Origin of the sequence: Cryobacterium sp. TMS1-13-1 (assembly GCF_004403125.1) — a bacterium.
In the GTDB taxonomy this organism is placed as follows: domain Bacteria; phylum Actinomycetota; class Actinomycetes; order Actinomycetales; family Microbacteriaceae; genus Cryobacterium; species Cryobacterium levicorallinum.
Map to the genome: position 1 here is coordinate 405,277 of NZ_SOGX01000004.1, position 12,409 is coordinate 417,685.

The window sequence follows — 12,409 nt, forward strand, 5'->3', positions numbered from 1 at the left end:
GCCATGGGCCATGATCACGCGCACGGCACCGGATCGAACCGGAGGCGTTTGTCGATCGCCATCGCCATCGTGGGTTCCGTGCTGGTGCTCGAGGTGCTGGGAGCCTGGCTGACCGGCTCACTCGCCCTGTTGGCCGACGCCGGGCACATGCTCTCCGACCTGTTCGGGCTCATCGTCGCGTTGACCGCCACACTGGTCGCGGCAAGGCCAGCCACGGACCGGGCCACCTTCGGCTTTCAGCGCGCTGAGGTATTCGGCGCGCTCATCAATGGTCTGATCCTGCTCGTGGTGGCCGGTGTCGTCTCCGTCGCGGCGGTGCTGCGGCTGGTGCGCCCGAGCGACACGGAGGTGCTCGGCACTCCGATGCTCGTCGTTGCGATCATCGGTCTCGCCGCGAACGTGGCGGCTATGGTGCTGCTGCGTCCGGCCGCCGCCGGGTCGATCAACATGCGTGGCGCCTACCTCGAGGTGCTCGGTGACGCTCTCGGGTCGGTAGCTGTGATCGTCGCGGCCATCGTCATCCTTTTGACCGGTTTTGCGGGGGCGGATGCTGTCGCCTCGCTGGTCATCGCCGGAATGATCGTGCCGCGCGCCTACTTCTTGCTGCGGGACGTCGTGCGGGTGTTCAGCCAGTCAACACCGGCCGACACGGACGTGTCCGAGATTCGGCGCCACCTGCTCGGTACCGCTGGTGTCGTCGCCGTGCACGACGTGCACGTTTGGGCCATTACGAGCGGCGCGCACGTGTTCACCGCCCACGTCGTCGTCGAACCGACGGTGCTCGCTGCCGGCACGGGCACCCTGCTCGACGAGCTGTCGGGATGCCTGGCGAAGCATTTCGACGTCGCCCACTCCACCTTTCAGCTGGAACCGGCCGAGCACGCCGAGCACGAAGACCAGCAGCACCGTTGAGCTGATCAGAACCAGCTGATCAGAACCAGCTGATCAGACCTCGTGCCGGCCGGAGTGGTTCGTGTTGAACGTGTCGGGGTCGAGCAGGTGGCTGCCGGTGGCTTCGCTGGGCCGATCGCGCAGGCGACGGGCCTTCACGACCGACTGCACGTAGTGGTACACCGTCGGGATCAGGGTGATCACGACGGCACCGATTAGGATCAGGTCGATGTAGGCCGTCACAAAGTCAGCGACCGGCGGAATGTAGCCGAGAAAATAGCCTGCAAGGGTCAGCCCGGTTCCCCAGAGCAGGGCACCGATCAGGTTGTACAGGGTGTACTTGCGGTAGTCCATGTGGCCGACACCGGCGGCGACCGGGGCAAAGGTACGCACGATCGGCACAAACCGGGCCACGATGACGGCGACGCCGCCGAAACGCACGAAGAATGCATTGGTGCGGTCGACGTTTTTAATGCTGAACAAGCCGGATTCCTTGCGTTCGAAGACGCGCGGGCCGAACTTATGACCGATGAGGTAGCCGACCTCGCCGCCGAGAAATGCCGCAAAGCCGATGGCCAGTGCGACCCACCAGATGTCGATCTGAATCACGCCGGCTGCGGGGAACGCGAGTAGGCCGGTGATGATCAACAGCGTGTCCCCGGGGAGGAGAAATCCGACGAGCAATCCGGTCTCGGCGAAGACGATGGCACAGACGACGAGCAGCGCCCACGGACCGGCCGATTCGATGATCTGGGTCGGGTCGAGCCAGGGAATCAGTGCGGTGGGATTCATGCAGGGAACTCCAGTTGGCGGCGGGCATTTATCGGGTGAGTGCAGCGGATACCGAGCCCAGAGTATCGCGCAATCGTGGGAAATTGCCCGGCCGCTCCGCCCCGGCATTAGGGGGACGTTACGCCCGATGACCGTGTGCGGGAGAGGGGACTTGAACCCCCACGCTCGAAAGCACAGGAACCTAAATCCTGCGTGTCTGCCAATTCCACCACTCCCGCCGGTGTGCTCCTAGTCTAGATGGCCAGTTGCGCGGCAGGATCTCGTTGGCCGTCGTGATGACCAAGCAACGCCGCGGCATACGATTCCATCTGGGCACGCAGGGCGCCCACCAGTGCCGCCACGGCGGGCAGCCGCAGCGATTCGGTGCGCAATACCATCCAGTACGGCAGTCGCTCCTGAAAACTTTGCGGCAGCACCCGCACCAGATCAGCGTGCTGATCGGCCATGAAACACGGCAGGAAGCCGATTCCAGCGCCGGCCCTGGTGCCCTCGACATGCACGAAGACGTTCGTCGAGCTGAGCGACTCCCGCATCTGCGGCACCAGCCGCCTGGGCGCGTCGAGATCGTCGACCTGCAGCATCGAATCCACAAAATAGACGAGCGGATGCTGCGTCAGCTCCTCCACCGTCGTCGGAGTGCCGTGCTCGGCCAGGTACGGCCGGGAGGCGTACATACCGAGGTGGTAATAGCCGAGCAGGATCGATTCGGCCCGGTGCACCTGCGGCTCACCGACCACGACCTCGATATCCAGGCCGGAGCGGTGCTGCAGGGCGCGACGTGTCACGGTGACGATTTCAACTCGCAGCAGCGGATGCCGTCGCTGCAGCGCTGCCACGGCCGGGGCGGCGATGTAGGCGCTGAACCCGTCGGTGGCCGACATTCGCACCACTCCGGACAGCTGCGGGGAATCTGTCGCGGAGCTGCGCAGCAGGGTGAGCGCCGATTCGACGCCTTCGGCCGCAGTCAGGGCTCGGTGTCCGAGCTCGGTCAACTCCCAGCCGCCGACAGCGCGGGCCAACAGACGACCGTCGAGCGCCTTCTCCAGAGCGGCGATCCGCCGGGACACCGTGGTGTGGTTGAGGCCCAGGCCCTCGGCGGCGGTCGTGAAGCGCCCGGTGCGGGCAACGGCCAGAAAGATCAGCAGATCATCGGGGTGTGGGTCGGTACCAGCCGGTTCAAAGGTCATATCTGCAATTATGCACACGCGCTCTGTCATTTTGACTCTTGTTGACCGGCCGTCCTGCGGGAATACTCAGTCAGGTCGTGCTTCAGCCAGGCGGCCGAAATCTTCCGCGCACTTCTCACCGCACAGTACGTGTCATTGACGACACAAAGGAGACAGACAATGAGTGTCAATCAACGCGTTGGGGCTGCCGGTTCCGGTAAGACCACGGCAACCGCCGGCAGCGAAACTGAAAAGTCCGGCCTCAAGAAGATCGTCGCCGCTTCGATGGTGGGCACGGTCGTGGAATGGTATGAGTTCTTCCTCTATGCCACGGCCGCGAGCCTGGTCTTCGGCACGGTCTTCTTCCCGAACGCCGGCAGTGAGCTGGACGGCATTATCGCCGCCTTCCTCACCTACGCCGTCGGGTTCATTGCGCGGCCTTTGGGCGGCATCGTGTTCGGCCAGATCGGTGACAAACTCGGTCGCAAGCACACCCTGCAGGTGACGATCATCATGGTTGGTGCTGCCACCTTCCTTATGGGCTGCCTGCCCGGCTTCGACACCATCGGCTACTGGGCCCCCGCGCTGCTCGTGGCCCTCCGCTTCATCCAGGGCTTCGCCGTCGGCGGCGAGTGGGGCGGCGCCGTTCTGCTCGTCGCCGAGCACAGCCCGAACGCGTCGCGTGGCTTCTGGTCAAGCTGGCCGCAGGCCGCCGTTCCGGTGGGCAACCTGCTCGCCACCATCGTGCTGCTGATCATGACCTGGATCCTTCCGCCCGAGCAGTTCCTCAGCTGGGGCTGGCGCGTGGCGTTCTGGCTCTCCGCGATCATCGTCGTGATCGGCTACTACATTCGCACCCACGTCAGCGAAGCCCCGATCTTTCTCGAGGCCCGTGCCCAGGTTGAGGCCGAGAAGGCCGTCAACTATGGCGTGCTCGAGGTCGTGAAGAAGTACCCCAAGGGAATCCTCGGAGCCATGGGTCTGCGCTTCGCCGAGAACATCCTGTACTACATCATCGTGAGTTTCTCGATCGTCTATTTGAAGACGGTGCACGAGTACGACACGGGCCAGCTGCTGATCGCCCTGCTGATCGCCCACGTCGTGCACTTCATCGTGATTCCCCAGGTCGGCCGCCTTTCGGACCGCCTCGGCCGTAAGCCCGTCTACCTCGCCGGTGCCGTGCTCGGTGCCAGCTGGGCATTCTTCGCCTTCCCCATGTTCGACACGCTGAACCCGGTGCTCATCATTCTCGCCGTCACGGTCGGGCTCTGCTTCCACGCCCTGATGTATGCCGGTCAGCCCGCGATCATGAGCGAAATGTTCCCGACTCGGATGCGCTACTCCGGGGTATCACTCGGCTACCAGGTCACGTCGATTCTGGCCGGGTCGATGGCGCCGATCATCGCCGCCGCGCTGCTGCAGCAGTACAACACGTGGGTTCCCGTCGCGATCTACATCATGATCGCCTGCGCGATCACCGTGGTCGCCGTCGTCACCCTGAAGGAGACCAAGGGGGCATCGCTGCGCGAGGTCGACGCGGTCGACGCCCGCAAGCATGGGCTCGAGCCCGCCTCCTCCGGCAACTGACCGGCTCAACTCATTCGATCGTCAGAGGCGGGGCGCCGTGGGTGCCCCGCCTCTGACCGACCCACCCCTGCAGCGATCGCGCAACCAAAAGGAACCAAATGACTGATCTCACCGACGCCGTCAGCGCCAGCACCTTCCTTGCCAGCAGCGTCTCCGTTCGAACCCCGAGCCAGCCTCTCGCCGGTCGTCGCGCCCTCGTCACCGGCGGGGCGAGCGGAATCGGCGCGGCCGTCGTTCGAACGCTCGCCGCCCGGGGCGCGCACGTCGTCGTCGCCGACATCGACACAGCGGGGGCGACCTCCCTGGCCGAGGAGGTCGGTGGATCAATTTGGACCGTCAACCTGATGGCCACCGAGGCCCTCACCGATAACGCTCTTGCCACTGCTCTCAACGGCGTCGACATTCTGGTCAATAACGCCGGAATTCAGCGGATCAATCCGATCCAGGACTTCAAACCGGCCGATTTTCACAACATTCTCACGCTTATGCTGGAGGCCCCGTTCCTGCTGATTCGGGCCGTACTGCCGCAGATGTACGCGGCGAACTTTGGGCGCATCATCAACGTGTCCTCGGTGCACGGCATTCGTGCCTCGCCGTTCAAGAGTGCCTATGTCTCGGCCAAGCACGGGCTTGAAGGCCTGTCCAAGGTGACCGCCCTCGAGGGCGGGGCGCACGGAGTGACGAGCAACTGCGTGGCTCCCGGTTACGTGCGCACCCCCCTGGTCGAGAAGCAGATCACCGACCAGGCTCTGGTGCACGGCATTCCGGAGGCCGAGGTGCTCAGCAAGATCATGCTCACCGAGAGCGCGATCAAACGACTGGTTGAACCAGCCGAGGTCGGGTCGCTCGTGGCCTGGCTCGCCTCCGACGATGCTGCCATGGTCACCGGGTCGAGCTACACGATGGACGGCGGCTGGTCAGCGCGCTGACGCTGGGTCGATCGCTGATGGTCGCAACGGATGCCCGGCATCCGTTGCGACCATTTTTGGGGCTCGGGGCACCTAAAAACAAGCCCTGTGGATAACTTTTACGCAGAACGGCAAATGAGGCCATCATACGGGGATGACCGAAGCCGTTCGTATCATCACAGAGCAAGTGCGATCGCGGGTGCGCCGTGAGGGCGTCGACCTGGCGGCCAATAACGCGCTGGTCGAGCAGTACGTGCGCGACGAACTGCGCCGGTACAGCGAGCGGGCGCTCAGCGGGCTCGCGCCGATGATCGCCGACGAGCACCAGGCCGCCCGCGAGGTTGTGGCCGCGCTGACCGGTTTCGGCGTCTTGCAGCCGTTTCTGGATGATCCGGAGATCGAAGAGATTTGGATCAATGGTCCGGCCCGGGTGTTCGTCGCCCGCGACGGGGTCCCAGAGCTGACCACGCTGCTGCTCGGCGAGCAGGACGTGCGCGACCTCGTTGAGCGGATGCTGCAGGCCTCCGGTCGCCGCGTCGACCTCTCGTCGCCGTTCGTCGACGCCTCGCTACCCGACGGTTCCCGACTTCACGTCGTGATCCCGGATATAACGCGAAAATATTGGGCGGTGAACATTCGCAAGTTCACCCGGCGCATTCGCGATCTGAACCAGCTCGTCGGGCTCGGCTCACTCACCCAGCAGGCCGCCGATTTTCTGCGGATCTGCGTGCTCGGCGGCCAGAATATTCTGGTCTCCGGCGCCACCCAGACCGGCAAGACCACGATGCTGAACGCCTTGCTCTCGTCGACGCGGCCGGGTGAGCGCATCGTGACCGTCGAGGAGACCTTTGAACTCGATCTGTCGGCCCGAGACGTCGTCGCGATGCAGTGCCGGCAGCCCAGCCTCGAGGGCACCGGCGAGATCACCCTGCGCCGCCTGATCAAGGAATCCCTGCGCATGCGGCCCGACCGGCTGGTGGTCGGTGAGGTGCGCGAGGCTGAAAGCCTCGACCTGCTGATCGCCCTTAATAGCGGGCTCCCCGGAATGTGCTCGATTCATGCCAACAGTGCCAGGGACGCGCTGGCCAAGCTCTCCACCCTGCCGCTGCTGGCCGGGCGCAACATCGACTCGTCGTTCGTGCTGCCGACGGTGGCCGGCTGCATCGACATCGTGGTGCACTGCGAGATTGATCGGCACGGCCGTCGCCGGGTCACCGAGATCATTGCGCCGAGCGGCCAACTGGCCGGCTCGACGATCGAGGCTAGCCCCCTGTTTCTGTCCCCGCACGGGCACCTCGAGCCGACGGGCTCGCATCCCACCAAGCTCGCCAAATTTCGTGCCGCCGGCGTCGACCCGGCGCTGGTGTTGCGACAGGGTGCCGCATGACTCTCGTGCTGGGGTGCCTGCTCGGAAGTGGGCTCGTGCTGCTGCTGGCGCCGTTTCTCTGGCCGGCCGGCGCTGTATCCGCGGGAGGCCGGGCGGGCGCCGGGGAGCGGATGCGGGTGCGCCTGGTTCAGGGCGGGCTGCGGTCGGTGCCGGTGTCGGCGTTCCTGGCGGTGTCGACGATCGTGGGTGTGGCATCCGCTGCCCTGATGCACGGCCTGTTCGCCGTACAGGCCCTGAGCGCCGTCGCCGGACTGGCCGGAGTGCTGCTGCCGTGGCTGATCGTCTCGTGGCGGGCCGCGGCCCGGCGCCGGGCCAATCGCACGGTCTGGCCCGATGTCGTCGATCATCTCGTGTCCGCACTACGTTCCGGGCTGGCCCTGCCCGACAGCGTGAGCAGCCTCGCCCAGGCCGGACCGGTGGCTACCCGCACGGCGTTTGCCCAGTTCGAGCGAGAGTACCGGGCCACCGGCAATTTCAGCTACTGCGTCGACGAACTCAAACGCTCCCTCGCCGATCCGGTCGCCGATCGCATCCTGGAAACCCTGCGCATGGCCCGGGAAGTGGGTGGAAGCGACCTCACCGTGGTGCTGCGCAGCCTCGCAGCCTGGCTACGACAGGATGCCGCGGTGCGGCTCGAAGTTGAGGCGCGGCAGTCCTGGGTCGTCAATGCGGCCCGACTGGGGGTGGCCGCACCGTGGATCATCCTGGTGCTGCTCGCGTCCCGCCCGGAGGCTGCCGTCGCCTACAACTCGCCGGCTGGCGTCGCCGTGATCGCGAGCGGCCTGGCCCTGTCAATCGTGGCCTACCGGGTCATGCTCGCGCTCGGCCGGCTGCCGGAGGAACGTCGATGGTTCGCGTAGCCGGCGGGTGCAGGCCATGAGCGCGAGCCTGGGCTGGGCCGTTCTCTGCGGCAGCGGTCTCGGTGTGGGGCTGTGGTCGCTCGTGAGCCTGACGCCGCGGCTGACCCGGCCCCGTCTGATCGATCGGGTCGTGCCGTACATTCTCGACGTCTCCGCCGAAGCCCGCAGCATCGTCGCCCGGAAAACCGTCAACCCGATTCCTGTGCTGGGCAGCCTGTTTGCGCCGCTGTTCGGAGCGCTCACCCGCGGGTTGTCGAACCTGCTCGGCGGCAGCGAGTTCATCGCGCGCCGGCTCCACCAGTCAGGCTCGGCGAAGACCGCGCTGGAGTTTCGCTCGGTGCAACTGGTCTGGGCGCTTCTCGCCTTTGCCGCCGGCACGGTGATCACCATCGTCACCCTTCCGGAACTGCCGTGGCCGGCGCGCGTGGTAGTGCCGTTCGTGGCGGGAATCGGTGGCGCCGTGTTGCGGGACTGGCTCCTGCAGCGGGCCGCCACCGCCCGGTTGGCCCGCATGCGCAGCGAGTTGCCGACCATTCTCGAATTTCTCACCCTGTCGCTGTCGGCGGGGGAAGGCATCCTGGATTCGATCCGGCGGGTGTCCCGCACGAGTTCGGGGGAGCTGTCGCGAGAATTCGCGGGGGTGATCACCGAGGTGCACGCGGGGGTACCGATCGGGGTGGCGCTCTCGGCGCTGTCGCGGAGCATCCAGTTGCCGGAGGTGACCCGATTTGTCGATCAGGTCACCGGTGCCCTCGACCGGGGCTCGCCGATCGCCGAGGTGTTGCGCGCGCAGGCTCAGGATTCCCGCGACCAGAGCAAACGCTCGCTACTCGAGATAGCCGGCAAGAAGGAAGTTGCCATGCTCATGCCGCTGGTTTTTCTGATTTTGCCGATGACCGTTCTATTCGCTGTATTTCCCGGCCTGGTTGTTCTGCAGGCCGGCTTCTAAACGCACTGCCCGGTACCGTTCCGCTCACCAGAAAAGAGAATGCCATGTCCCGAATCATGCTTCGCCTCAAGGGTCTGCTCCGCGACGAGACGGGTGACGTGCCCGGCTGGGTGCTGATCACGCTTATGACGGCCGGATTGGTTTTGATCATCTGGGGCCTTGCCGGTCCGGCCCTCAGCGGGGTCTTCCAGCAGGCCATGGATCGCGTCAGTAGTTTCTGACCGACCCATGCATAACCGGATGCGGCGGCTCGCCTGGTTGCGCCTTCACGAGTTGCGCGACGAGGCGGGTTCCGCCGTGGCCGAGTTTGTCATGGTGGTGTCGTTGCTGACCTTTCTCACGCTCATGGTCATGCAGCTGGCGCTCGCGCTGCACATTCGCAACACCGTGCTCGATGCGGCGGCCGAGGGCGCCCGCTACGCCACGCTCGCCGACAGCAGCCTGCCCGCCGGAGCTGCGCGAACGCGCGATCTGATCACGACCGCCATCGGAGCAACCTATGCCACCGATGTGGTCGCTCGCTACGGCCCCCGTGCCGACTACCCGAGCGTCGAAGTGTGGGTGGTGGCGCCGCTGCCACTGATGGGCCTGCTCGGTGCCCCGCGCGGACTGGAGGTGGTCGCGCATGCCGCGGTCGAAACGCTGGAGTAGTCGCTCCGGGGCTCCCGGAAGTGAGGCCGGTTCGGCCTCGCTGGAATTCATCACGGCGGGAATGATCCTGCTGGTTCCGCTGGTCTACCTCGTGCTCGCCCTGTCGTCGTTGCAGGGCGGTGCGCTCGCCGTGGAGGGAGCCGCGCGGCAGGCAGCCAGGGTCTACGTGCAGGCGCCGGACCAGGCCACGGCGACCGAGCGCGCTCGGCGGGCAGTGGCCTTCGCGCTCGAAGACTACGGACTGGATGCCGGAGATGCCGAGGTGCAGATCGAGTGCTCCGGTGGGCCGAGCCAATGCCTCACCCGCCAGTCGCTCGTGACGGTCACCGTGCGCATCGGCATCGCCCTGCCGCTCGTGCCCGACCTGCTCGCGCTCGAGCAGAGCGCGAGCGTGCCGATGACTGCGGCATCCACGCAGATCGTGTCCCGGTTTGGCAGCCTCGAATGAGCCGGCGCCTGCCGCACGCCGGGGCCGAGGACGGGTCGACCCTGCTGCTCATCATCTTCTACGGCTTCCTCGCCCTGAGCCTGGTGCTCGTGGCACTCTCAGCGACGTCGCTTTACCTCGAGCACAAGCGGCTGCTGAGCCTCGCCGACGGGGCGGCGCTCGCCGGGTCCGAGGCCTTCACTCTCGGCGAGGTGCAGGTCGGCATGGTGGGCCCTCGGCCGCAGCTGCGCTCCGGTGACGTGTCGGCTGCGGTGGATGAATACCTGCGACTCGTTCCCCATCCCTCGTTCGAGGCGCTCGGCGTGACGAGCGCGGCATCCGCTGATGGGCAGAGCGCGTCGGTGACCCTGCGGTCGTGGTGGCGCCCACCCGTGCTCACCCTCGTGGTTCCCGACGGGGTGCCGCTCGAGGTGACGGGGGTGTCCCGGGCTGTGTTCCATTAGCAGCATCCCCTTTCGCGAGAGAGCGGGATAATTGCTGCCTCAGCACCCGTGAAGCAACACATTTCTCGCTCTCGAGGGAGAGGGCCGGGGTAGGCGGGGAGCGCTCACAAAGGCGCACTAGCTTTTTCAGGATGGAAGCGTACTATGCACAGACACGTAGCCGACACGGAGGCCTCTTACCCGTAGGGGGCTTCACATTTTTACGCAGTCGAAACTCGTTCCAGCCCCGGTCCCCGGTTGGTAGTGCTGGCGACCTTGGGTCGTCGTTCAACCGGGCTGGTCGCCACCGGTTGACGTGGCCCAGCATGGCGGCTGAGAATCACCGAGAACGGCTGTTAAATCATGGATGCATTATTAGACCGACACGAAGTCGATGAGCACAGTGTGGAGCAGCTCGACTTCGAGTCTCTTCTCCCCTGCGAGGGAGTGCATCACTACCGCGGATTGAGCGGTCACGATCCGGCCGAATCGGGTGGCTTCATGGTGATCTCGCCGTGCTGTGGGCCCAAGGTCATCCAATGCTCCTCCCGGGTCGACGCGATGCGCGTGTCCGGAGTGCTCTACTGCGGTGCCTGCCAGCACGAACATTTGACCAGCGAATACACCTTCGTTCCGCTGCAGCTCTAGGCCGCGGTCGTCCGCGCATTCTCAGAGCGGATGCCGCGCGCGGTACCCTCGCTAGGTGCCCTGACGGCGCCGACAGGAGCAGTGTGCGTACCAAGCGGGGGCAGTGGAAGGGTGCGGGAGCTCAACTCGCCACCGAAGTCAGCATCAATTTCGGTTCGTCGCTGGCCGGACTGCTCATTCCCCTCGTCGGCTCGCCGGTCGTCGTCGCGGCCCGACAAATCGTCATGGTCATCGTCGTGCTGCCGCTGGCCCGGCCCAGGCTCAAGAACCTGACCTGGAGCCGCATCTGGCCGCCGCTCGCCCTCGGCGTCGTGCTCGCCGTGATGAATCTCAGCTTCTACCAGGCCGTGAGCATGCTCGGGCTGGGCATTGCGGCGACCATTGAATTTCTCGGCCCGTTCACTCTCGCCCTCGTCACCAGCCGCCGCATCCTGGACTTCGTGTGCGCCGCGGCCGCCGCCGGGGGCGTGTTTCTGCTGACCTGGTCGGACGGCACGCTCGACTTGCTCGGCATCGCGCTCGCCCTGACCGCAGCGGCCTCCTGGTTTTGCTACATCCTGCTGACCCGCAGGGTGGCGACCGAATTTGCCGGCCTCGAGGGTATCTCCATTGCCAGCCTGGTCAGCCTCGTGATCGTGGTGCCGTTCGCCGTGCTCACCCTCGACCTGTCGGCGTTCACCTGGGGCGTTGTCGGGTTGCTCCTGCTCGTCGGAGTGGTTTCGTCAGCCTTCCCGTACACACTCGACACTTACATTCTGCGGCGGATCAGCCCTCGGCTGTACGCGATCATTACGAGCTTCGGCCCGGTGATCGCGGCCGGGTTCGGCGCGCTCGTGCTCGGCGAGACCTTCACGCTGCTGCAACAGATCGCGATCGTCGTGGTCTGCGTGGCCGCCGGGGCTGCCATCGCGACGCAGCGCGACCAGCCGAAGTCCGACCTCGAGCTGACCGCGGTCGCGATTCCCTGACGGGGCGACCCCGCGCGGGCGGCCGTACCAGGCCGGCCCGGGCATCCGCTTATCGAGCGGCGCCGAGGCCCTGCCTATTCGACGCGCAGGCCGAGGTGGGCGGCGAGAAGCCGCGCCAGCAAGCTGAGCTGGGCATCGTCGATCGTGGCACCGCGCAGGCCGTCGAGGCCGTGGACGGCCGAGAAGTCGCTGGAGCGCAGGTCGACGTCCTTGAGCTTGGCGCCGCCGACATCGAGGGTGCCGATGCGGCAGTTCTGCAGTTCGAGGCGCTGCACGGTGGCGCTGCCGAGGTCGAGCTCGTCGATAATGCAGTTGCTCAGCAGCACATCGGTCAGGGTCGCGTTGCGCAGATTTACGAAATCGAGCTTCGACCCGTCGATGTGCACCGAGCGCAGCGTCGCCTCGTAGGCCTCGACCGAGCCGAGTCGGGCGTGGTTGATCTGCACGTCACGCCAGTTCGAGCGCGGCGCGCTGAACACCGGGGCGTGCAGATCGGTGGCGAGACATTCCGAGAAGGATGCTCCGCGCAGCTTGGTCTCATGCAGCGAGACTCCCGCAAATTCACACTCCCCGAAGGAGATACCGGTCAGGTCGCGGCCGTCGAGGTTCACGCCGGTGTAGCGCTCGGCCTCGCGACCGTCGCCGGAGCAAAGCTGCGCCCCGTCGACGTCGGCGAGGTCGGGCAGCGTTATGCGGTCGATCGACGCCTTGCGGGTGGCTGCTTTCGCCACC

General features: G+C 66.0%; 15 protein-coding genes and 1 tRNA gene. 12 read left to right on the plus strand and 4 right to left on the minus strand.

The genetic code is table 11. The annotated features are described in order from the left end of the window. The first annotated feature begins 3 nt into the window (after positions 1-3). Entirely contained in the window at positions 4-912 is a 909-nt protein-coding gene (locus E3T31_RS03650) for a cation diffusion facilitator family transporter (protein WP_134467489.1), read from the plus strand. A 33-nt stretch (positions 913-945) separates the two neighbouring features. On the opposite strand, the gene E3T31_RS03655 is transcribed toward E3T31_RS03650, so the two are convergent. The 3 genes from E3T31_RS03655 to E3T31_RS03665 all read right to left on the minus strand — a co-directional run bounded on the left by E3T31_RS03655 (position 946) and on the right by E3T31_RS03665 (position 2,870). Further along, positions 946-1,683: a DedA family protein gene (locus tag E3T31_RS03655; protein ID WP_134442688.1), complete on the minus strand. Its 738-nt coding sequence runs from the start codon at positions 1,681-1,683 to the stop codon at positions 946-948. 136 nt (positions 1,684-1,819) lie between these two features. Next, positions 1,820-1,901: transfer RNA gene (locus E3T31_RS03660), tRNA-Leu, on the minus strand. Positions 1,902-1,916: 15 nt separating this feature from the next. Continuing rightward, entirely contained in the window at positions 1,917-2,870 is a 954-nt protein-coding gene (locus E3T31_RS03665; protein WP_198416965.1) for a LysR family transcriptional regulator, read from the minus strand. Positions 2,871-3,029: 159 nt separating this feature from the next. On the opposite strand from E3T31_RS03665, the gene E3T31_RS03670 reads away from it, so the two are divergent. From E3T31_RS03670 to E3T31_RS03715, 11 genes are all read left to right on the plus strand, one after another. After that, the gene (locus E3T31_RS03670) at positions 3,030-4,436 is read left to right on the plus strand and encodes an MFS transporter (protein WP_134467491.1); all 1,407 of its coding nucleotides are present in this window, start codon (positions 3,030-3,032) and stop codon (positions 4,434-4,436) included. 98 nt (positions 4,437-4,534) lie between these two features. Then, positions 4,535-5,365: a 3-hydroxybutyrate dehydrogenase gene (locus E3T31_RS03675; protein ID WP_134467492.1), complete on the plus strand. Its 831-nt coding sequence runs from the start codon at positions 4,535-4,537 to the stop codon at positions 5,363-5,365. Positions 5,366-5,498: 133 nt separating this feature from the next. Beyond that, entirely contained in the window at positions 5,499-6,731 is a 1,233-nt protein-coding gene (locus E3T31_RS03680) for a CpaF family protein (RefSeq protein ID WP_134442692.1), read from the plus strand. After that, positions 6,728-7,591, plus strand: a complete 864-nt coding sequence (locus E3T31_RS03685; protein WP_134467493.1) for a type II secretion system F family protein — start codon at positions 6,728-6,730, stop codon at positions 7,589-7,591. The genes E3T31_RS03680 and E3T31_RS03685 overlap by 4 nt, the downstream gene beginning before the upstream one ends. A gap of 16 nt (positions 7,592-7,607) precedes the next feature. Beyond that, the gene (locus E3T31_RS03690) at positions 7,608-8,540 is read left to right on the plus strand and encodes a type II secretion system F family protein (RefSeq protein WP_134467494.1); all 933 of its coding nucleotides are present in this window, start codon (positions 7,608-7,610) and stop codon (positions 8,538-8,540) included. 44 nt (positions 8,541-8,584) lie between these two features. Further along, the gene (locus tag E3T31_RS17635; protein ID WP_166787485.1) at positions 8,585-8,761 is read left to right on the plus strand and encodes a hypothetical protein; all 177 of its coding nucleotides are present in this window, start codon (positions 8,585-8,587) and stop codon (positions 8,759-8,761) included. 19 nt (positions 8,762-8,780) lie between these two features. Next, positions 8,781-9,191, plus strand: coding sequence for a TadE/TadG family type IV pilus assembly protein (locus E3T31_RS03695; protein WP_166788375.1), 411 nt, complete (start codon positions 8,781-8,783; stop codon positions 9,189-9,191). Then, on the plus strand, positions 9,166-9,639 hold the full coding sequence (locus tag E3T31_RS03700) for a hypothetical protein (RefSeq protein WP_134467495.1): 474 nt from the start codon (positions 9,166-9,168) through the stop codon (positions 9,637-9,639). Before E3T31_RS03695 ends, E3T31_RS03700 begins: the two co-directional genes overlap by 26 nt. After that, positions 9,636-10,082, plus strand: a complete 447-nt coding sequence (locus E3T31_RS03705) for a pilus assembly protein TadG-related protein (protein ID WP_134467496.1) — start codon at positions 9,636-9,638, stop codon at positions 10,080-10,082. Before E3T31_RS03700 ends, E3T31_RS03705 begins: the two co-directional genes overlap by 4 nt. Before the next feature lie 342 nt (positions 10,083-10,424). Next, a complete protein-coding gene (locus tag E3T31_RS03710) occupies positions 10,425-10,709 on the plus strand; it encodes a hypothetical protein (RefSeq protein WP_134467497.1) in 285 nt (94 codons plus the stop codon). 83 nt (positions 10,710-10,792) lie between these two features. Beyond that, entirely contained in the window at positions 10,793-11,677 is an 885-nt protein-coding gene (locus tag E3T31_RS03715; protein WP_241977586.1) for a DMT family transporter, read from the plus strand. 74 nt (positions 11,678-11,751) lie between these two features. On the opposite strand, the gene E3T31_RS03720 is transcribed toward E3T31_RS03715, so the two are convergent. Continuing rightward, positions 11,752-12,408: a pentapeptide repeat-containing protein gene (locus tag E3T31_RS03720; protein ID WP_134467499.1), complete on the minus strand. Its 657-nt coding sequence runs from the start codon at positions 12,406-12,408 to the stop codon at positions 11,752-11,754. Position 12,409: the final 1 nt, after the last annotated feature.

Coding starts and splice junctions, on each gene's coding strand:
- E3T31_RS03650 (WP_134467489.1), top strand. CDS start 4: ATGGGCCATGATCACGCGCACGGCACCGGATCGAACCGGAGGCGTTTG.
- E3T31_RS03655 (WP_134442688.1), bottom strand. CDS start 1,683: ATGAATCCCACCGCACTGATTCCCTGGCTCGACCCGACCCAGATCATC.
- E3T31_RS03665 (WP_198416965.1), bottom strand. CDS start 2,870: ATGACCTTTGAACCGGCTGGTACCGACCCACACCCCGATGATCTGCTG.
- E3T31_RS03670 (WP_134467491.1), top strand. CDS start 3,030: ATGAGTGTCAATCAACGCGTTGGGGCTGCCGGTTCCGGTAAGACCACG.
- E3T31_RS03675 (WP_134467492.1), top strand. CDS start 4,535: ATGACTGATCTCACCGACGCCGTCAGCGCCAGCACCTTCCTTGCCAGC.
- E3T31_RS03680 (WP_134442692.1), top strand. CDS start 5,499: ATGACCGAAGCCGTTCGTATCATCACAGAGCAAGTGCGATCGCGGGTG.
- E3T31_RS03685 (WP_134467493.1), top strand. CDS start 6,728: ATGACTCTCGTGCTGGGGTGCCTGCTCGGAAGTGGGCTCGTGCTGCTG.
- E3T31_RS03690 (WP_134467494.1), top strand. CDS start 7,608: ATGAGCGCGAGCCTGGGCTGGGCCGTTCTCTGCGGCAGCGGTCTCGGT.
- E3T31_RS17635 (WP_166787485.1), top strand. CDS start 8,585: ATGTCCCGAATCATGCTTCGCCTCAAGGGTCTGCTCCGCGACGAGACG.
- E3T31_RS03695 (WP_166788375.1), top strand. CDS start 8,781: ATGCGGCGGCTCGCCTGGTTGCGCCTTCACGAGTTGCGCGACGAGGCG.
- E3T31_RS03700 (WP_134467495.1), top strand. CDS start 9,166: ATGCCGCGGTCGAAACGCTGGAGTAGTCGCTCCGGGGCTCCCGGAAGT.
- E3T31_RS03705 (WP_134467496.1), top strand. CDS start 9,636: ATGAGCCGGCGCCTGCCGCACGCCGGGGCCGAGGACGGGTCGACCCTG.
- E3T31_RS03710 (WP_134467497.1), top strand. CDS start 10,425: ATGGATGCATTATTAGACCGACACGAAGTCGATGAGCACAGTGTGGAG.